Source organism: Streptomyces sp. NPDC003077 (assembly GCF_040611095.1).
Classification (GTDB): Bacteria; Actinomycetota; Actinomycetes; order Streptomycetales; family Streptomycetaceae; genus Streptomyces.
Window position 1 is genome coordinate 57,463 of record NZ_JBEXNM010000009.1, and the last position, 19,475, is coordinate 76,937.

At 72.3% G+C, this 19,475-nt stretch carries 15 protein-coding genes and 1 tRNA gene; 10 read left to right on the plus strand and 6 right to left on the minus strand.

Annotated elements, in window-relative coordinates; all coding sequences use genetic code 11:
- The first annotated feature begins 510 nt into the window (after nucleotides 1-510).
- The gene (locus tag ABZX96_RS08880) at nucleotides 511-1,047 is read left to right on the plus strand and encodes a flavin reductase family protein (RefSeq protein ID WP_355540523.1); all 537 of its coding nucleotides are present in this window, start codon (nucleotides 511-513) and stop codon (nucleotides 1,045-1,047) included.
- A gap of 456 nt (nucleotides 1,048-1,503) precedes the next feature.
- Here ABZX96_RS08880 and arfB read toward each other — a convergent pair whose 3' ends face one another.
- Nucleotides 1,504-1,941, minus strand: a complete 438-nt coding sequence (arfB, locus tag ABZX96_RS08885; protein WP_355540196.1) for an alternative ribosome rescue aminoacyl-tRNA hydrolase ArfB — start codon at nucleotides 1,939-1,941, stop codon at nucleotides 1,504-1,506.
- Between the two features lie 228 nt (nucleotides 1,942-2,169).
- Between arfB and ABZX96_RS08890 the strand changes: the two genes are divergently transcribed.
- Complete coding sequence (locus ABZX96_RS08890) at nucleotides 2,170-2,745, plus strand: TerD family protein (RefSeq protein WP_355540199.1); 576 nt, start codon at nucleotides 2,170-2,172, stop codon at nucleotides 2,743-2,745.
- A gap of 415 nt (nucleotides 2,746-3,160) precedes the next feature.
- On the opposite strand, the gene ABZX96_RS08895 is transcribed toward ABZX96_RS08890, so the two are convergent.
- Nucleotides 3,161-3,460 (minus strand): helix-turn-helix transcriptional regulator, encoded by a 300-nt coding sequence (locus ABZX96_RS08895; RefSeq protein WP_355540202.1) that lies wholly within the window; start codon nucleotides 3,458-3,460, stop codon nucleotides 3,161-3,163.
- An 88-nt stretch (nucleotides 3,461-3,548) separates the two neighbouring features.
- Between ABZX96_RS08895 and map the strand changes: the two genes are divergently transcribed.
- Complete coding sequence (map, locus tag ABZX96_RS08900; protein ID WP_355540205.1) at nucleotides 3,549-4,316, plus strand: type I methionyl aminopeptidase; 768 nt, start codon at nucleotides 3,549-3,551, stop codon at nucleotides 4,314-4,316.
- A 155-nt stretch (nucleotides 4,317-4,471) separates the two neighbouring features.
- Here the strand turns inward: map and ABZX96_RS08905 are convergent, their stop codons facing one another.
- A complete protein-coding gene (locus ABZX96_RS08905; protein ID WP_355540208.1) occupies nucleotides 4,472-5,809 on the minus strand; it encodes an SGNH/GDSL hydrolase family protein in 1,338 nt (445 codons plus the stop codon).
- 234 nt (nucleotides 5,810-6,043) lie between these two features.
- Here ABZX96_RS08905 and ABZX96_RS08910 point away from each other — a divergent pair, with 234 nt between their 5' ends.
- From ABZX96_RS08910 to ABZX96_RS08920, 3 genes are all read left to right on the plus strand, one after another.
- Entirely contained in the window at nucleotides 6,044-6,541 is a 498-nt protein-coding gene (locus ABZX96_RS08910) for a hypothetical protein (RefSeq protein ID WP_355540211.1), read from the plus strand.
- A 1,169-nt stretch (nucleotides 6,542-7,710) separates the two neighbouring features.
- A complete protein-coding gene (locus tag ABZX96_RS08915) occupies nucleotides 7,711-8,877 on the plus strand; it encodes an FAD-dependent oxidoreductase (RefSeq protein ID WP_355540214.1) in 1,167 nt (388 codons plus the stop codon).
- A 405-nt stretch (nucleotides 8,878-9,282) separates the two neighbouring features.
- A complete protein-coding gene (locus tag ABZX96_RS08920) occupies nucleotides 9,283-10,293 on the plus strand; it encodes a zinc-binding dehydrogenase (RefSeq protein ID WP_355540217.1) in 1,011 nt (336 codons plus the stop codon).
- Between the two features lie 167 nt (nucleotides 10,294-10,460).
- Here the strand turns inward: ABZX96_RS08920 and ABZX96_RS08925 are convergent, their stop codons facing one another.
- Entirely contained in the window at nucleotides 10,461-11,561 is a 1,101-nt protein-coding gene (locus ABZX96_RS08925; protein ID WP_355540526.1) for an aminopeptidase P family protein, read from the minus strand.
- A 212-nt stretch (nucleotides 11,562-11,773) separates the two neighbouring features.
- Nucleotides 11,774-11,847 (minus strand) — tRNA-Thr (locus ABZX96_RS08930).
- Nucleotides 11,848-12,378: 531 nt separating this feature from the next.
- On the opposite strand from ABZX96_RS08930, the gene ABZX96_RS08935 reads away from it, so the two are divergent.
- The 4 genes from ABZX96_RS08935 to ABZX96_RS08950 all read left to right on the plus strand — a co-directional run bounded on the left by ABZX96_RS08935 (nucleotide 12,379) and on the right by ABZX96_RS08950 (nucleotide 17,385).
- Complete coding sequence (locus ABZX96_RS08935; RefSeq protein WP_355540220.1) at nucleotides 12,379-14,352, plus strand: trypsin-like peptidase domain-containing protein; 1,974 nt, start codon at nucleotides 12,379-12,381, stop codon at nucleotides 14,350-14,352.
- A gap of 374 nt (nucleotides 14,353-14,726) precedes the next feature.
- A complete protein-coding gene (gene ugpC / locus ABZX96_RS08940) occupies nucleotides 14,727-15,863 on the plus strand; it encodes a sn-glycerol-3-phosphate ABC transporter ATP-binding protein UgpC (RefSeq protein WP_355540223.1) in 1,137 nt (378 codons plus the stop codon).
- 329 nt (nucleotides 15,864-16,192) lie between these two features.
- Nucleotides 16,193-16,612, plus strand: a complete 420-nt coding sequence (locus tag ABZX96_RS08945; RefSeq protein ID WP_355540226.1) for a hypothetical protein — start codon at nucleotides 16,193-16,195, stop codon at nucleotides 16,610-16,612.
- 44 nt (nucleotides 16,613-16,656) lie between these two features.
- A complete protein-coding gene (locus ABZX96_RS08950; protein WP_355540229.1) occupies nucleotides 16,657-17,385 on the plus strand; it encodes a nucleotidyltransferase family protein in 729 nt (242 codons plus the stop codon).
- Nucleotides 17,386-17,683: 298 nt separating this feature from the next.
- Here ABZX96_RS08950 and ABZX96_RS08955 read toward each other — a convergent pair whose 3' ends face one another.
- Complete coding sequence (locus tag ABZX96_RS08955; RefSeq protein WP_355540232.1) at nucleotides 17,684-19,372, minus strand: DoxX family membrane protein; 1,689 nt, start codon at nucleotides 19,370-19,372, stop codon at nucleotides 17,684-17,686.
- Between the last annotated feature and the right edge of the window lie 103 nt (nucleotides 19,373-19,475).

Sequence of the window (19,475 nt, forward strand, 5' to 3'; positions counted from 1 at the left end):
CTGTGACTCAAGTCACAGAACGTGTCGATCAGTTGGCGGTGCGTGAACGATCTCGTCCGCTCAACGGTGACCGTTTGCTCTCACCCCCTTCTCCACTTCATGAACGCAAATCCGCACACAAGTCGGGACACAAAGGAGGCACCTGGGCGGCTCCGTCGTCAGCCCTAGGACGCGGCTGGTCCCAGGGCCCGATGCGGGCGGGCCGCCGGTCCGATTAGCGTTCACGTCGTGTTGACGAAATCCGCTGCCGACGTCCCCGCCCCCACGCCCCACGCCGCCCCGTCCCCGCCCGCCGGGACCGCGTCCCCGACCGGGCCGGACGCGCCGGTCACGGCCCCGGGGACACCGGCCGCGGCCCCGGACACGCCGGTCGTGGCGCTCGCGCCCACCCCGCCCGCCGGGGTCTCACCGGGGCCGGGGACGCTCCGTCACCACGTCACCGAGAGTGACGCGCCGGAACGGGCCACCGGCACCACTCCGGACCCCGGCACCACTCCGGACGCGGGGACGATCCCGCATCCCGTCGGCATCCCGCATTCTGGTGGGGTGAGTGACGACGAGTTCCGTGCCGCTTTGTCCCGCCTGGCCGCCGGGGTCGTCCTGGTCACCGCGCACGATCCGGAGGACGGGCCGCGCGGCGAGGACGTGGGCATGACCGCCACGGCCTTCATGTCGGTGTCGCTCGAACCGCCGCTCGTCATGGTGAGCGTTCGCAACGAGTCGCGCATGGACGACCTTTTGGAGCGGCAGCCGCTCTGGGCGGTTTCCGTGCTGTCGGAGAGCCAGCGGCACATTGCCGGGCGTTTCGCCATGAAGGGCCGCATCAGCGACCGACTGCTCTTCGAGGACATCCCTTACGTACGAGGCGAACAGGCCGGCGCCCCTCTGGTCGGCGGCGCACTCGCGGTCCTGGAATGCCGCACCGAACAGCGCGTCACAGCCGGCGACCACACCCTCGTCATCGGCCGCGTCCTGTCGGCCTCGACCCCGAGCGCGGACGGCGGACCGCTGACGTACTTCCGGGGGCGGTACCGGCAGCTTGGGTGAGGGTGAGCCGGGGGCACGGGCCCAGGGGACAGGCACCTCGGCTCCGGCTGGCCTCCCTGGCGACTTGGCGCCGCTCGACCTTTCCCTGGCGCCTCGGCTTCGCCCGGCCCCCCTGGCGGCTTGTTTCCGCCCGGCCTTCCTCTGACGGCTCGGTTTCGCCCGACCTTTCCTTCCCATCCAGCTCGGCTGATGGGCGGCGGCCCGGCAAATTCAAGCCCGTCCGGCGATTGAGGACAACGCCCCCGGCGTTCACCGGGTCCCTACATCACCCCCACCCGCCCCAGAACCCGCACACGCACTCCCGGGGCGCCCCCGATCACCGGACGGATGCGCGGGGGCAACACAAACTCAAGGGCCGCACAGATCGCCCGGCAGCGGAGGCCCGAAGGACACGCGGACCGAAGGGACACGCGGCCCGGCACCGGGGGCCTCGGAGGCCCCCACGGCAACCGCTCGTCAGCCCCAGTCCCGCCCCGAACGGCCGCGCTTGACGTCCCCGCGCTGCTTCTTCTCCCGCAGCCGCCGCTCGTTGATCCCGCGCGGAACCTTGCTCTTGCGGCGCGGCTTCGGGGGCGGCGCGGACGCCTCGGCCAGCAGGGCCGCCAGCCGTACCGCCGCCGTCTCGCGGTTGCGCCACTGGGAACGGTGCTCGGAGGCCCGCACGGAGACCACGGCGCCGTTCAGCAGCCGACCGCGCTCGGCCAGCCGCTGGAGCGCGCGCTCCTTCCAGACCTCGGGCAGCGCCTGCGTGGCGGCGAGGTCGAACCGCAGCTCGACCTGGCTGTCGGAGGTGTTGACGTGCTGGCCGCCCGGTCCGGAGGACCGCGAGAAGCGCCAGTCGAGCTCGGCCTCCGGCAGGGCGACCGAACCGCGGATGAGATAGGGCCCGGACATACCCCCATGATCCCGCCCGCACCCCCGCGCCGTCACCTTCTTTTCCTCCCCGTTCCGACCCGTTCGCCGTGCGCCTTGCCGCGTCACGCCGGGGAGGGCATCAGAAGCTGGCAAAGAAAGTAAAGAGGGCCGGAACCTCCCGGTCCTCTGCAGGCGTTGTGCTGGGTGACGGTAGCTTCGTCCGCAGTACGAGGCACCGACGCATTCGACGAGGAAAGGGACATTCCCATGCCTGTAAGCCTGTCCAAGGGCGGCAACGTCTCGCTCACCAAGGAGGCGCCGGGCCTGACCGCCGTCACGGTCGGCCTCGGCTGGGACGTCCGCACCACCACCGGCACCGACTTCGACCTCGACGCCAGCGCCATCGCGGTCAACCAGGCCGGCAAGGTCTTCTCGGACCAGCACTTCGTGTTCTTCAACAACAAGGCCACCCCGGACCAGTCCATCGTCCACACCGGCGACAACCTGACCGGTCAGGGCGAGGGCGACGACGAGCAGATCAACGTCAACCTCGCGGCGCTGCCCGCCGAGATCGAGAAGATCGTCTTCCCGGTCTCGATCTACGACGCCGAGAACCGCGGCCAGAACTTCGGCCAGGTCCGCAACGCCTTCATCCGCATCATCAACCAGGCCGGCGGCGCCGAGATCGCCCGCTACGACCTCAGCGAGGACGCCGCGACGGAGACCGCCATGGTCTTCGGCGAGCTGTACCGCAACGGCGCCGAGTGGAAGTTCCGCGCGGTGGGCCAGGGCTACGCCTCGGGCCTGGTGGGCATCGCCCAGGACTTCGGCGTCAACGTCTGAGGTCAATGCCTGAGCGTCGACGTCCCAGCGTCGACATGTGAGCGCGTCAACGTCCCAGCGTCGACGTCTGAGCGCGTCAGCGTCCCAGCGTCGACGTCCGGGCCGAGCTTGAACCGGCCCTGAGCCGAGCCGTCGCGCGGCCCGCCCGATCCTCGGTCCGCGCGGACGGCGTCGGCGTGGGGCCGGGGAGGTCCGGATCGACGAGTTCCACGCGCCCCGCGCGCAGATAGGCGGGGCGCGGCCGTACAGACGCAGCGCTCCGAGCCGGCGGCCGGACGCGTCGGCGCGACGCGTGAGAAGGCGCCCGGTCGGGTTACCCGACCGGGCGCCTTCGCGTTGCCACGGGCCGCGCCCGGCACGTCCCCGCCGGTGCTTTCGCCCACCGGGCCTTCCGTCCCGCCGCTCCGGAACGCGGTCAGGCGGCCATTTCGCCGATGGCATGTCCGGGAGACTCGCCCGCCCTCCCGTCGCCCTCCGGCATGACGAGGGCCACCAACTCGTCCAGCGAGAGGCCGAGCACGCCGGCGAGGGCGGCCACGGTGAAGAACGCCGGGGTCGGCGCCCGGCCCGTCTCGATCTTGCGCAGCGTCTCGGCGGACAGGCCGGCGACCGCGGCGATCTCGACCATGCTGCGGTCGCCCCGGGCCTCGCGCAGCAGCGCGCCCAGTCGCTCGCCGCGTTCCCGCTCGTCAGGGGTCAGTGGAGTGCGCACCATGCCCGTGATACTAATACCGGTAAACAAATACCGGTATAAGAATTGGCGCACGGCGCGTTCGACGCGCACGGAGAAGGGCTGGGGCCTGATGGTCGAGATCAAGACGGATGCGGCACTGGACGCGATGCGGGCGGCCGGACGGGTGGTGGGCACCGCGCTGGAGGCGGTCCGCGCCGCCGCCGCACCCGGAGTGCGGCTGGTGGACCTGGACGAGGTGGCCCGTACGGTCCTGCGCGAGACCGGCGCCACCTCACCGTTCCTCGGTTACCGGCCCGACTTCGCCCCCACCCCTTTCCCCGCCGTCCTCTGCGTCTCCGTCAACGACGCGATCGTGCACGGCATACCGAGTACGTACGCGTTGCGGGACGGCGACCTGGTGAGCGTCGACTGCGGCGCGATCGTCGACGGCTGGGCCGGGGACGCGGCCGTCAGCTTCACGGTCGGTACGCCCCGCCCGGAGGACGTGCGGTTGATGGACACCACCCGGCAGGCGCTGGAGGCCGGGATCGCGGCGGCCGTCGTCGGCGCCCGCATCGGCGACATCGCCCACGCGATCGGCAGCATCGGCCGCGCGGCGGGCTACGGCATCGCGGCCGACTTCGGCGGCCACGGGATCGGCCGGCACATGCACGAGGACCCGGCGGTGCCCAACGAGGGCCGCCCCGGACGGGGGCTCGTCCTCCGCCATGGGCTGGTCATCGCCATCGAGCCGATGTTCCTGGCGGGAGGCGGCGACGACTACTACCCGGCGGCGGACGGCTGGACCCTCCGCACGATGGACGGCAGCCGCGCCGCCCACTTCGAGCACACGGTCGCCATCACGAACGACGGCCCGCGGGTGCTGACGCTGCCGTAGGGACGACGGGGTGGGTGCGGTCGAGATGGGGCGCGGTCGAGGTGACGGCGGTCGGAATGGCGCGGTCGGGGTGGGGCGGTCGGATGGCGCGGTCGGGGTGGGGCCCCGGGCCCGGCTTTGCCAGCCTCACCCCCACCGCGCTCTTCCGATTCCTCCTACAGCTCGTCGAGGTCCACGGCCTCGGCCATGGCCCGGTAACCGGCGTCGTTCGGGTGCAGGTGGTCCCCCGTGTCGTAGGCCGGGGCCATCCGGTCCCCGTCGGCGGGGTCGGCCAGCGCGCGGTCCAGATCCAGGACGCCGTCGAACTCGTCGGAGGTCCGTATCCAGTCGTTCAGCGCGTCCCGCTTGGCCTCGCCGCGCTCGGAGTAGTACCCGGCACCCTTGAACGGTGTCAGCGTCGCACCGATGACCTCGATGCCCTTGGCGTGCGCCTGCCGGATCAACGACCTCTGGGCATTGATCAACTGACTCACCGTCACGTCCGGAGCGCCACCCACCCCGCTCCTCCCGATGTCGTTGATCCCCTCCAGCAGGATCACCCACCGGACGTTCGGCTCATTGAGCACGTCCTTGCGGAACCGGGCCACCGCCTTCTCGCCCGACGTCGGGGAGTCGTTGACGAGCCGGTTCCCGCTGATGCCGTGGTTGACGACGCTGCGCGGATGGCCGGTGGCCGCGAACCGCTCCGCCAGTTCGTCGGGCCAGCGGTTGTTGCGGTCGCGCGTGGAGCCGTGCCCATCGGTTATCGAGTCACCGAAGGCGACCACGCCGTCCCGGCGCACCGGCCCGCCACCGGACACCTCGACGCCCGAGAGGTAGTACCAGGACGCGGAGGTCTCCTTGAAGGCCGTGGCCCCCTCGTCGGAACGGTGGTCACCCGCCGCGCGGTAGCTCGTGGCGGACGCGAGGGAGTGGTGGGTGGCGGGGCCCGTCGGACCGGCCAGGTAGAGCGTGATCGTCAGCGACTCCAGGGCCCTGACCTTCAGCGGCAGTGCGTCGGTGCGCACCTCGCCGCCCGCGGGGACCGTCACCGACCGGGTACGCGCGAAGGACAGGTCCCTCACCGATCCGGGCCGTACCGACGCGCCCTGGGCGGTGCGCGCGACGGTCGCCCCGGTGATCGTCAGCGGGGTGCCGCCGTACCGGTTGGACAGCTCTATCCGGACCCGGGAGCCGCCCGTGCTGAGCCGTACCACCTGGCGGACCGTCTGCCGCTCGAAGCCCTTGTCGGACCAGTTCCTGCCGGGCGAGGGGCTCGGAGCCTGCGCCGACGCCGCCCATCCGCCCCGCCAGTTCCCGGAACCGTGCCCCTTCCCGGAGCCGTGCGCCATCCCGGCGCTCTCGCCCCCTCCGCCCCCTTCGGCGACGCCGGCCGTCGGGGCCCGGAAGGCACCGGGTGCGGAGACCGCGGACGCCGGCAGTGCCGGCAGCGCCAGCACCGCGGTGGTCGTGAGCACCGCGACCGCCGCCCGTCTCCTCGTGGAATGCGCCATGATCCTCTCCCCCTTGCTGAGATCCGTCGCTGAGACCTTGCTGCGTTCCGTCCTTCAGGCCTGCCCTCGCGTCCTGTCGTCGAGGCCCGTGGTGGGGGCCCGTCGCCGAGAGCCGTCAGAGCCGCCCTTCGTCGGCCCATGGCCTAGTACTCATGGCCTCGTACTCATGGCCCCGTACTCGTGGCCTGTAGTCATCGGAACGATCAACCGTGCGCGCGTGGCACCATCGATCCCGTGATCGACCTCGGCTATTCCCTTTCCCGCCGCTTTCCGGACCCGCCGCAGACGGACTACCGCACCGCGGACGTACGGACGCTGCGCCACGACCTGTTCGCCGGTGATGTGTATCTCGCCGACACCCGGGCGGACCGGGAGTTGTCCACAGCCTGGGGATGGGTTCCTGTCCTGGATTTCGCGTGGGCCCTGTGCGACATCGTCGAGCGGATCGATCGCGACCCCCGCGGCAGCCGCGCCGCGCAGCCGCAGTACGCCGAACTGGACTTCACGGAGTCGACCGACCGGATGCTCTTCGAGCGCCGCTTCGGCTGGGTGGACGTTACCGCCGACTGGATGCCGGCCGACGAGCCGCCGCTCACCTTCAACCACGCCGCCCTGCGCCGTGAGGCCCGCGATTTCCTTCATGACGTGATCGCCGACCTCACCGATCTGCACGACGGGCTCGCCGACAACCCCGTCATCTGGGACCTCCAGGCTCGCTTCCCCCGCGTCTGACCGCCACCGGAGCATCCCTCCGCCACACCTGGGCCGAGCCGCCGGGCCGCCCCCGCTACCTTTCTCGTGGCTCTGAAACGGGACTCCTGGCTTCCGGCCCGGCACCGCCCCCTCGTACGCCCGGAACCCGCACCACCGGCTCCACACCGTTCCCGTATGCGCCCGGCGCCTCCCCCGCCGACCCGTCACCCTCGCCCCGTATGCCCGAAGGCCGCACCACCGGGCCCACAGCGTTCCCGTATACGCCCGGCGCCTCCCCCGCCGACCCGTCACCGCCGCCCCGTACACCCGAAGCCCGCACCACCGGCTCCACACCGTTCCCGTAAACGCCCGGCGCCTCCCCCGCCGACCCGTCACCCTCGCCCCGTACACCCGAAGCCCGTGCCACCGGGCCCACAGCGTTCCCGTACGCGCCCGGCACCTCCCCCACCGGCCCGATACCGCGCCCCCGCACGCCCGGAGTCTTCTCCGCCACCGAGCCCGGGGCGCTCCCCCACGCGCTCCGGAAGGCCGCCGCGGGCCCGTGGGCGGCGCCGTTTCCCCGTACGGCTTGACGCCTGGCCCCGCCGGCCCCGGCCGCAGCGCCCCGTGTGCCCGCCCGCCGGAGGCCCGTCCGGCGCCCCCACGCCCGGCACCCGGCCCGCAGCCGCGCCCCGGTCCTCGGGCCCGTGCCGCCCGCCACGCCCGCGGCCCGCATCGCGCACGTCCCGGCCCCGCGTCACATCCCCTCACGTTCACTCCCCCGTTCCCCCGCCTCGTCCGCCCGGCCCGTCCCCCGCCGGACGAAAGCATCATGCACCCCGGCACTGACAACGCCCCTCCCACACGGCCTGACCTGCGGGAACGCTCACCGCGGGCCGGCCGTGTCACATTTCCCGCCGTCCCATCCGTCCAAGTCCACGAGAGCCCACGAGACCCCGATGCCGCCCCCGACACCCTGCCCCTCGCCCTCCCTCCACCGCCGGCTCCGGCCCGGTCCCCCACCCGCCCTCGCCGGCACCGTCCCGACCCCGCGCCCACACCCGCTCAGTCCACACCCACCGACTCCCCACCCGCCAAGTCCACGACCGGCCCTTTTCCCAGCCACCCGCACCACCGCACCACCGAGCACCCACGACACCGCACAACTCTCCAACCACATCAAGAACATCAAGAACAGGAGTCCACCCATGACCCGGACCATCACCGTCATCGGAGGCGGCTTCGCCGGTCTGACCGCCGCCATCTCCTCCGCCGAGGCCGGCGCCACCGTCACCCTTTACGAGGCCCACCAGTCCCTCGGCGGCCGGGCCCGTACCGCCGACGGCCCGTACCGCACCAACGACGGCCCGCACGCGATCTACAGCAAGGGACCCCACTGGGGGTGGCTCAAGCAGCGCGGCCTGCTCCAGCCGATCGCCCCGCTCCCGCTCCGCGAGGGCGCCCGCCTGCGTTTCCACCGCGACGGCACGCTGCACCGGCTCCCTCCGCTCCCCATGCTGCTGCGGCTGCGCCGCTACCAGGACGCCCCGGTGGACCAGGACTTCCGCACCTGGGCCACCGAACGGGTCGGCGAGGAGGTCGCCGTGGCCGCCTCCAACTACATGGGTGTCGCGACGTTCCATCACGACCCCGGGCTGCTCTCCGCGGCCTTCGTCCAGGAAAGGCTGCGCCGGGGAACCGCGCTCCCTCCAGAGGCGCACTACATCCGCGGCGGCTGGGGCGAACTCATCGCCCGGATGGCCGAACGGGCACGCTCCCTCGGCGTGCGGATCGAAACCGGCGCGCGTGTCGACGCCCTGCCCGAGAACGGTCCCGTCATCGTCGCCACGCACCTGGATTCCGCCCGCGCCCTCCTCAAGGACGCCTCGCTCACCTGGAGCAGCGCCCGAACGGTGCTGCTCGATCTCGCCCTGCGGTCCCGGCGCGGTGATCCGTTCGTCGTCTCCGGCCTGGACTTCTCCGGCTGGGTGGAACGGTTCACCGCCCAGGACCCGGGCCTCGCGCCGCGCGGTGAGCAGCTCATCCAGGGCCAGGTCGGCATCGCGCCGGACGAGAGCCGCGCCGACGGGATCACCCGCGCCGAGCGCCTCCTGGACGCCGGATTCCCCGGCTGGCGGGAACGCTCCACCTGGCGCAACGAGGCGTTGTCCAACGGCCGTACGGGCGCGGTGGACCTCCCCGGGACCACCTGGCGCGACCGCCCCGCCATCGACCGCGGAGACGGTGTCTACCTGGCGGGTGACCAGGTGGCGGCGCCCGGCATCCTCAGCGAGGTGTCCTTCAGCAGCGCCATCGAGGCCAGCACCCTCGCCCTCCGCGCCCTCAGGAAGCAGCGGACGAGCGCCACGCTCTGAACGCCCCGTAAGAACGGCGGGGAGGAGGATGCCGGGCCACGGGCGCGTCCCGTCCGAAAAGGCACGCAGGGCTATGGCACCCTCCCCGCCGACCTGCGGCGCCTCCCACCCGAAAGTCGCGGCGGCCCGCGCCGACCTCCCACCCCGAGGCGCCCCAGCCCCCGGCGCCCACCCGCACCGGAAGGCTCCCCGGTCCGCCGCGACCACCTGGCACCAGTAGGCACGCGGGGGAAAACACCCCGCCGCAACCACCTGGCACCGGAAGGCGCGCGGGGAAACACACCCAACCCACTTGACCTCAAGTCAACTTGAGGTCGGAGGCTGTACGCGGCGCGGATCACCAACGCACCACCCACACCACCCGCACCACCGCACCTACCACCCGCACGCCCATCAGGAGCCCCCATGCACGCCGTCCGCCTGCACGCCTTCGGCCCCGCCGAGAACCTGACGTACGAGGAGACCGAAGCCCCGGAGCCGGGCCCCGGCCAGGTCCGCATCGCGGTCGCCGCGGCCGGGGTGCACGTCATCGACACCGTCTTCCGGCAGGGCCTGCCCGGCGCCGGCCACCAGCCGCCCGAGCTGCCCACCATCCCCGGCCGCGAGGTCGCGGGCACGGTCGACGCCCTCGGGGAGGGCACGGATCCCGCCTGGCTGGGCCGGCGCGTGGTCGCCCACCTGGGGATGGTCCCGGGCGGGTACGCCGAAGTCGCCGTGGTGGCCGCCGAGAAGCTGCACGAGATCCCCGAGGGCATGGACGAGGGCGCGGCCGTCGCCATGATCGGCACCGGCCGCACCACCATGGGCATCCTGCGCTTCGCCGAACCGACCGCCGACGACCCCGTGATCGTCACGGCGGCGGCGGGCGGTATCTGCCAGTTGATCGTCCAGTACGCCAAGAACGCCGGTGCCACGGTCGTCGGTCTGGCGGGCGGGCCCACCAAGGTCGACCACGTGCGCGCCCTGGGCGCCGACCTCACCGTCGACTACAAGGAGGACGACTGGCCGACCCGCGTCCGCGCCTTCCTGGACGCCCGAGGGCTGCCCGGCGCCACCATCGCCTTCGACTCCGTGGGCGGCGAGACCGGCCGCGCCACCGCCCTCCTCCTGGCCCGCGGCGGCCGTCACCTGGTCTTCGGCAAGTCGTCGGGGATGACCGGCAACGACCAGCCCGAACTCGACACGGTGGAAGCGGCGGACCTGGGCATCACCTCCCAGGTCGTCGTCGGCCCGCCCATGCTGGCCAACGTCGGCGGCCCCGACCCGCTCCGGACGCTGGAGACCGAGTCGCTCGCCGAGGCGGCGGCCGGCCGGCTCGTCCCGGCGGTACACCGCTTCCCGCTGGCCGAGGCGGCGGCGGCACACCGCGCGCTGGAGAACCGCGGCACGATCGGCAAGGTCGTCCTGATCCCCTGACCCCGACCCGGCCTCGTCCGCGTTACCTCCCCCGGCAGCGGCAGCGCCCCCCACAGGCCACACCGCTCCCCCATGACACCGGCTCGGCGCGCCTCTCAGACGCGCCGAGCCGGAACACCCCGAGCCCCCACCGCCGCCCCCCGGTCAGCGGCCCAACCGGCAACCGCTCAGCTCACGATCCCCATCCCGTGCGCCGTGTTGTTCAGCCGTCGCCCGCCCGTCTCCGTGCACGTCACGATGTCCTCGATCCGCACGCCGAACCGCCCGGGCAGGTAGATGCCCGGCTCGATCGAGAAGCACATCCCCGGTACGAGGGGCAGGTGTTCGCCCTCCACCATGTACGGCGGCTCGTGCGTGGTGACGCCGATGCCGTGGCCCGTGCGGTGGATGAAGTACTCCCCGTAGCCCGCGGAGTTGATGACCTTGCGCGCCACCCGGTCGATCTCCTGGCACGCCACCCCGGGCCGCACCGCCTCGAACGCCGCCTGCTGCGCCTCGCGCACGATGTCGTGCACCTTGCGCTCCTCGGGCGTCGGTTCCCCGACGTGAACGGTGCGGCTGGTGTCCGATCCGTAGCCGTCCTTGAGCCCACCGAAGTCGAGAACGACCATGTCGCCTTCCTCGATGACCCGATCGCCCGCCTCATGGTGCGGGTTGGCGCCGTTGGGACCCGATCCGACGATCGTGAAGTCCACCTGGCTGTGCCCGTGCTCCCGCAGCAAACGGTCCAGGTCGGCGGCCACCTCGCGCTCCCGCCGCCCCGAGAACGGGACCTTGAGGATCTCCTCGTACACGGCGTCCGCCGCCGCGCCGGCCGCCGCCAGCCGCTCCACCTCGTGCGCGTCCTTGACCGCCCGCAGCATCGGCAGCGCCTCGGTCAGCGCCGCGTAGGACGTGCCCGGCAGCGTCCGCTGGAAGCCGAGGACGTGCATCGCCCACGCCGAGTCGGAGATCCCGTAACGGCCGTCTCCGGCGAGGAGTTCGGCCATGGCCGCATACGGGTCCGCGCCGTCGGTCCACCCCGTCAGGTCCACCGCGCCGGCGCCCGGCGCGCGCTCGATGTCCCCCCGCTCCAGCGCGGGAACCAGCATCCGGGGCCGCGCCCCGGGGGCGATCACCAGGGCGGTCAGCCGCTCGCCCGTGGTCTGCTCGTACCCGCACAGCCAGGCCAGATCCGGCCCCGGGGTCACGATCACCCCGGCCAGCCCGGCGTCCGCCGCGGCGTGCCCCGCCCGGGTCATCCGCCGCTCGTAGTCCTCACGTGTCATAGGAGCCGCATTCGAAGTCGTCATGGCGTGAATGTACGCCCGCGCACCCCCCGCGAACCGGCGGACAGGCCCGGCCCGCGGCGCCTCCCGAGGGCGCCTCGCCCGCCACCCGCCCCACCAGGAACGACGAACGCCCGCCCGGACGGTTCCGGACGGGCGAGGGGCCACCGGCCGGTGCCCGAGGGCGCCGGAGCCGGAAAGGCCACAAAAAGAGCCCCCTGTCGGATTCGAACCGACGACCTACGCTTTACAAGAGCGTTGCTCTGGCCAGCTGAGCTAAGGAGGCGTGGACGGCGCGGGAGCGGTACGAACGGACTCCCACGATCCGCCGACCAGCGTAGCCGATGCCGCCCGGGGAACGACACGGCACAGTGCGGCGGTGGCGCAGGGGCCCCGTCCCGGCGCTCCTGCCCCGGCGCCACCACGGCGGGTCCCGTCCGCCCGCCCTGTCGGCGAACGCCTCAAGATCCTTTTATCCCGACTTGTTCGTGAAGCCAGTCACAAACAACTGTCCCGTGTTGCGGCACATCACGCGGACCGGAAAGCATGACGCGGCGCGTACCGGACATCACCGGGCGCGAGGAACTCCGCCGGGAATACCGGAACAGGGACGGTGAATTCCCGCCGGTGCTTCGCGGAGCGGCTTCTGCTTCGCGGAGCGGCTGCCGGAGGAACTTCCCGGCGCGTCTCCTGGCGAAGCCTCCTGGTGAAAGTTCCCCTTGGGACTTCCCGAGGACCCCTCGGAGGGCGAAGAACTCCTCGAAGGGCACTTCCCCGTACGACGTGAGTTCCCGTTCACGGCGACAAGAAGGTGTGTGTGCGTTTTTCACGATGGGCCACGGCCGTCGTCATAGGAATCGGTGGCGGATTGCTCGCCTCGGGTACGGGCGGGGCCGCCGCGGCGCCTGTCGGTCCGGTGCGGGGCGGCACGGACACGAAACCCCAGGTCGGCCCCTCGTTCACGGCGCGGCCGGAGGCGGAACGGCTGCCGCGCACCTGGACGAGTGAGAAGGCGGAGGAATTCTGGACGGCGCGCCGGCTCGCCTCCGCGACGCCGGTGGAACCGGAGCGGAACGGCCCCGCGCGCGGCGGTACGGCGACGCCGGCCGGGAATTTTGCCGTGCGCGCTTCGGCGGGCCATTCGGTGGTGCGGGCCCTGGCCGCCGCACCGGCCACATACGGATCGGTGGCGACCGTACAGAGTGCCGCCGTCCGTACTGTGGCCGGAAAGGGTCAGTATTTCGGCGGAATCCGTACGGTGGGTCTGCTCTTCTTCATGCGCGACGGCAAGGCCACGCCGCAAGCCATGGAGGCCCATTTCTGCACGGCGAGTGTGGTCCAGAGCCCCGGCCGCAACCTGATTCTCACCGCCGGGCACTGCATCGGCGGCAGCAACGCGGTCTTCATTCCGCAGTACAAGCAGGGCAAGTCCGCCGAACAGCAGCCTTTCGGCGCGTTTCCGCTGGACCGCTGGTTCCGGGACAGCCGCTATCCGGCGAACCTGCGCGGGCCGCAGTCCGACCTGGATTTCGCTTTCGGCCGGGTGAAGCCGAATTCGGCCCGCAAGCCCGTCGAGACGGCGGTGGGCGGCGCCAACAAGCTGACCCGCACGCCGAGCTACAACACCACCGTCACGGTCATCGGCTATCCGCACCACAAGCACAATCCCGGCGACCAGGCCATCAAATGCGACCGCGCGGCCACCACCCGGCTCACCGGCTACCAGCAGATGCGGATGGACTGCGCCGGTTTCTACGGCGGCACCTCCGGAAGTCCGTGGCTGCTTGATTTCAACACCGCCACCGGGACGGGAAAGGTCGTCGGCAACATCGGCGGCTGGAACGGCGGCGGCCGGGCGGACAACAGCGACCGGATCTCCTTCAGCCCGTTCTACGGCGACGACATCTTCAAGCTGTACGACGACGCCGTCCACGACCGGGCCTCCAACCGCGGCAAGACGCCCTACTCCATGCACGGTGAAGGCGGCTCGACCTGGCAGAACGCCCGGTACCTGGCCGCCGGCGACTTCACCGGCGACGGCCGCGGCGACCTGCTGGCGGTGTGGGCCGACGGCGGCGTCACGGTGTACCACGGTGACGGCCTGGGCGGATTCAACGGCGAAAGCCGGCTGCAGGGAAGCAACAAGAACTGGCAGAACGTCCGGGCGGTCACCGGTGGGTCCTTCACCGGCGGAAAGCTCTCGGATCTGGTCGTGCGGTTCGCCGACGGCAAGCTCTCGCTGTTCACGGACGTGTCGCCCACGACCAAATTCGGCAAGGAAACGCAGCTCGCCCGCAGTTCCACCTGGCAGCACGCGGACCAGATCGTCGCGGGCCGCTTCAACGGAAGCCAGGCCATCGACGATCTCGTCGTGCGCTGGTCGGACGGGGAAATCTCCCTTTACACGGATGTGAATCCCGCCAACAAGGTCACGAAGGAAAAGCGGCTCCAGCCGGCCGCCGCCTCGTGGAAGCAGGCCACCATGCTGGTGTCCGGCAATTTCGCCGGGAACGCCAACTCGGACATCATGGTCCGCTGGGCCGACGGCACCCGCGAGCTCTACCAGGACGTCAGCCAGTCCACCACCTTCAAGGCCGGCACCGGGAAGAAGCTCCAGGCCAAGAACAACCTGTGGCCGAACTCCCGGGCCGCGGTGGCGGGCAGCTTCACCGCCAACGGGCGCCCGGACGACCTCGTCGTCCGGTGGTCCGACGGGGAGCTCAGCCTCTACGCGGAGACGACGACGGCCCTCGGCAAGGAGCGCCAGCTCGTCCCCCCGAAGGTCAACTGAGCCGGGCCCGGCCACCGAGCGCCGCGCACCGGCCACCGGCCCCGCTGAAAGCCGCGGCCTCCCCACGCGCCCGCGCTCCCCTTGCGGCCCGACGCCCACCGCGTCGGGCCGCAAGGCGTTCCAGGGGAAAACCAGAGCCCGTCCCCACCCCGGGGAAAACCACGGCCCGTCCCCCACCCCTCAGTCCCCAACCCACCGGAGCCCCCTCCCCACCCCCCGTCACCTCTTCGGCAGTTCGCGCATCCAGTGTGCGAACACCTGCTGACAAGGGCCCTTCGCGCAGGTAGCGTCACGGGCAGTCCACAACAGTGGACTACACCACTCCTTTACTCGGATCGTCCGGCACGTTCCTGCCGGTGAAGGGACGCCTCACCATGGCTACGGTCACCTACGACCAGGCAACCCGCATCTACCCGGGTTCCGACAAGCCCGCCGTCGACAAGCTCGACATCCAGATCGAGGACGGCGAGTTCCTCGTCCTGGTCGGCCCGTCCGGCTGCGGCAAGTCCACCTCCCTGCGGATGCTCGCGGGCCTGGAGGACGTCAACGCCGGCGCCATCCGCATCGGCGACCGCGACGTCACCCACCTGCCCCCCAAGGACCGGGACATCGCCATGGTGTTCCAGAACTACGCGCTGTACCCACACATGACCGTCGCCGACAACATGGGCTTCGCCCTGAAGATCGCGGGCGTGCCGAAGTCCGAGATCCGGCAGAAGGTCGAGGACGCGGCCAAGATCCTGGACCTCACCGAGTACCTGAGCCGCAAGCCCAAGGCGCTCTCCGGCGGTCAGCGGCAGCGCGTCGCGATGGGCCGCGCCATCGTCCGTGAGCCGCAGGTCTTCCTCATGGACGAGCCGCTGTCCAACCTGGACGCCAAGCTCCGCGTCCAGACCCGTACGCAGATCGCCGGCCTCCAGCGCCGCCTGGGCATCACGACCGTGTACGTCACGCACGACCAGGTCGAGGCCCTGACGATGGGCGACCGCGTCGCCGTCCTCAAGGACGGCCTCCTCCAGCAGGTCGACTCGCCGCGCAACATGTACGACCGGCCCGCCAACCTCTTCGTCGCCGGCTTCATCGGCTCGCCCGCGATGAACCTCGTCGAGGTGCCGATCACCGACGGCGGCGTGAAGTTCGGCAACAGCGTCGTCCCGGTCGGCCGCGAGGCGCTGGCCGCCGCCGCGGACAAGGGCGACCGCACGGTCACCGTCGGCATCCGCCCGGAGCACTTCGACATCGTCGAGCAGAACGGCGCCACCGCCCGCACCCTGAACAAGGAGGCGGCGGACGCCCCGGCCGGTCTGGCCGTGACCGTCAACGTCGTCGAGGAGCTCGGCTCGGACGGCTACGTCTACGGCACCGCGAACGTCGGCGGCGAGACCAAGGACCTGGTGGTCCGCGTCGACGGCCGCCGGGTGCCGGAGAAGGGCACCGAGCTGCACGTCGTCCCGCGCCCGGGCGAGACGCACGTCTTCTCCACCTCCACCGGTGAGCGCCTCAGCGACTGACGCGCCTGAGGAAGGGCGTGCGGGCGGCTGCTGAATCGCCGTCATGAGGGCGCCTCCTGCGAACGATCGGTCCTTACGGCGGTGCCGGGTTCCACGGATCCCGGCACCGCCGTCGCGCGTCCGGGCCCGCTCTCGATGGCACGCCCGGTCCCTCCGTCCCCGCCGCTCCACCACTTCCGCCCCGTTCGTCCCCGATGTCGATAAATATCCCCCCACTCCGCCCTTTTCGAGGCCGTACGTCAACATCGAGCCCGAATGACGAGGCAACACGTCCCCCGTTTCGGTGACCAAATGTCTCCAAATCATCACTCGTCGCTACCATCGCGACCGTGAACTCCGCAGCCCGCCGCATCGGCCGAACGCTCGCCCTTGTCCTCCCCGTCGTCCTCGTCCTCTCCGGAACGCTCGCGGTCACCGCCGTTCCGTGGGCCTCGCAAACCTCCGAAACGCAGGTGCTCGCCGCGTCTTCCGGGACCGCGTCCAGCAAGGCGGTCACCCGCGCGCCTCAGGACGTCCTCCGTGACCGGCTCCTGGTCGAACTCCAGGAGAAGGACCCCGGCACCGCCCTCACCCACCTCCAGGAGGCGACCACCGCGAGCCCCTCCCTGGCCCGGCACTGCGCGTCCATCGCCCGCGCGCTGGGCCGTGCCGCGGTCGCCAAGTACGGCGGCGCGGCCCACCGCGCCCAGGCATGGTCGCGACCGGTGTGCGACACGTCCTTCGCCTCCGGCGTCGCCTCCGCGCAGTGAGCCCGTACGATCCCCGTCCCCACAGCACCGCATAAGGTGCGGACATGACAGCAGTTCCGTACCCGCGTCCCACTCAGGCCGTCGTCCTGGCCGGAGGCCAAGGTTCGCGGCTCCGCCCCTACACCGACGACCGCCCCAAGCCGATGGTCGAGATCCCCGGAACCGGTATCCCGATCATCGGCCACCAGCTCAACTGGCTCGCGGCGGAGGGCGTCACCGACGCCGTCATCTCTTGCGGTCACCTCGCCGAAGTCCTCCAGGAGTGGCTGGCCGGGGCCGAACTCCCGCTGTCCGTGACCACCGTCGTCGAGAACGAGCCCCTGGGCCGGGGCGGCGGCCTGAAGTACGCCGCCTCCTCCCTCCCCCGCCCCGACGAGCCCTGGTACGCCACCAACGGCGACATCTGGACCCGCTTCTCGCTCCGCGAGATGGCCGACTTCCACCACGAGCGCGACGCCGACGCCACGCTCGCGCTGGCCCGCCCCCGCATCCCGTGGGGCGCCGTGGAGACCGACTCCTTCGGGCACGTCCTGGACTTCATCGAGTCCCCGCCCTCGCCGTACCTCATCAACGCGGGCGTCTACGTCTTCTCCGCCGCCTTCACCCGGCTGCTGCCCGACCGCGGCGATCACGAGCGCACCACCTTCCCGCGGCTGGCCCGCGAGCGCCGCCTGGCCGGCTTCCCGCTCCCTCAGGGGGCGTACTGGCGCGCCATCGACACCGCCAAGGACCTCACCGAGGCCGCCAAGGAACTGGCCGCCCAGAGGGCGTGACGCCGCCGCCGTCCAGCGGTCCGGCTCCCTGATCCGCGGCCCCGGCCCCAGCCCCGCGGCGTCCGGCCCCAGCGGCTCATCGGCCCGGCTCCCATCCCTGCGGCTTCCGCCCAACGGCCCGGCTCCACTACCTGCAGCCCCCGTCCCGCGGAAGCTGGCAAGCCCCCTGCGGAAACCGGCAATCCTCCTACCCGATGCGCCGCCCCACCCCGCATCACCGGCGATCCCCGCACAGCGCCCCGGACACGAAACGGCCGCCCCCACAACACGAGGGCGGCCGTTCGGCGATCGCGGCGGGTCAGCCCAGGAGGCCGCCCAGCGTGCCGCTGCTCCCGGAGTCCTTGTCCTCGGAGCCGCCCGAGCCGCCGCCCGAACCGCCACCCGAGCCGCCACTCGTTCCGCCGCCGGTGGAGCCGCCGCTCTCCTTGGTCGGAGCCTGCTTGGGGGCCGGGGCGTGGGTGGGCGCCGTCCGCCGCGGTGTGCTGCCCGCCGGGCGCTCGGGGCGGACGCCGACGCTGCCGGTCGTGGGCGCCGTGCCGGGCGCGGAGGCCGACGGCGTACGGGACGGCGTCAGGTGGCGCGAGGCCTCCGGTGACGGCGTGCCGCGGCGGTGCGGGGTCTCGTGCGCCTGCGGCGTGCCGGGCCGCGTCGCCGCGCCGCTGCGGTGCGGCCGGGGCAGCGGGGAACCGGGCAGGTTGTTGATCGCGGGCTCCCCGGGCCGCGGCACCGTCGTCACCGAGGTGGACCGCACGGCCCCGCCCAGCAGCGAACCGGTCAGCAGCGTGAGGCCGGTGATCACCGCCGTCATCACGGCGCCCCTGCGCAGCACCCGCCGCCGCAGGTCGGCCAGCTCCACCCGCGGGCCCAGCCGCCGCCACGCCTCGCCGGCCAGCCGCGCGTCGAGCGAGTACACCGGCGCGCCCGCGATGATCAGCGGGCTCCAGGCGGCGAGGTAGATGATGTCCGGCGCGTCGTAGACCGGTACGTGCCGCCAGCTCACCGTCAGCAGCAGCGTCGCGGACAGCAGCGCCCCGAAGGAGGCGGCGAGCCGCTGCCACAGCCCGCACATCGTCAGCACCCCGACGACGACCTGGAGGAAGGCCACGGACAGCCCGGCGCCCACCGGGTGCGCGAGCGCGAAGTCGCGCAGCGGCACGGCCGGCGTCCACGGGTCCAGCGACCGCAGCCAGGCGACCATCGAGCCGCGCTCGCCGCCTTGGAAGTAGGCCGGGTCGCAGAGCTTGCCCATCCCCGCGTAGACGGTGATGAAGCCGAGGAAGACCCGCAGCGGCAGCAGCACCACGCCGAGGTTCATCCGGCGGCCGGGGTAGTAGGCCGTGCGCGGCCCGTCGCCGCCGCGTCGCCGCGGCTCCCCGTCGCCCCCGCCGAAGCCGTCGTACGCCGGAGCGTCCGCGTCGTACGCGGGCTCACCGTCGCGTGCGTCGGCGCGCGCCGCCTCGTACGCCTCGTCGTACGCGCCCGTGATGGGGCGGACGCCCCGCAGCAGCGGCCCGTCCGCGTCGACGGCGCCGCGCTGGCCGATCACCGTGGGGGCGGGGCCCCCGGCGGGCCGCACCCCGTCGTCCATGCGGACCCGGGGCAGGACCTGGGTCATGCCGGCCTCGTCGCCCCGCTCGGCGGACGCGGCGCGGTGGCCGGCCCCGGGGCTGCCGGGACTCCCGTCGGCCTTCCGGACGGCGTGCAGGAGCTGGGTCGTGGCGGCGGCCGGGGCGCCGCGACCGCTCCACACCACGGGCGCGCGGCGCCGGCCACCGGGTGCCGCGTCCCGGACGGCGGGGATGCGCGCGGTGTCCTCCATGGCGGCGCGCACCACGGGCGCGGCCAGCCGCACCCGGAAACTGGCGTGGTTGACGATGACCTGCGCGGGGTCGCACGGCACCTTGACCGAGCTCAGCACCGGCTCGTCATCGAAGCCCGGCGAGCGTCCCCCCGTAGGCGTGCGGGGTGTTCTGGTGTCCACGCTCATCTAACCGAGTGACGCCCGGTTAAGACACTGCCTTGACCGCACCGATCTGTCCGAGACCCGTCAAGAGTTCACCAGATGTCCGCAAGATGGGGGAACGTTCATC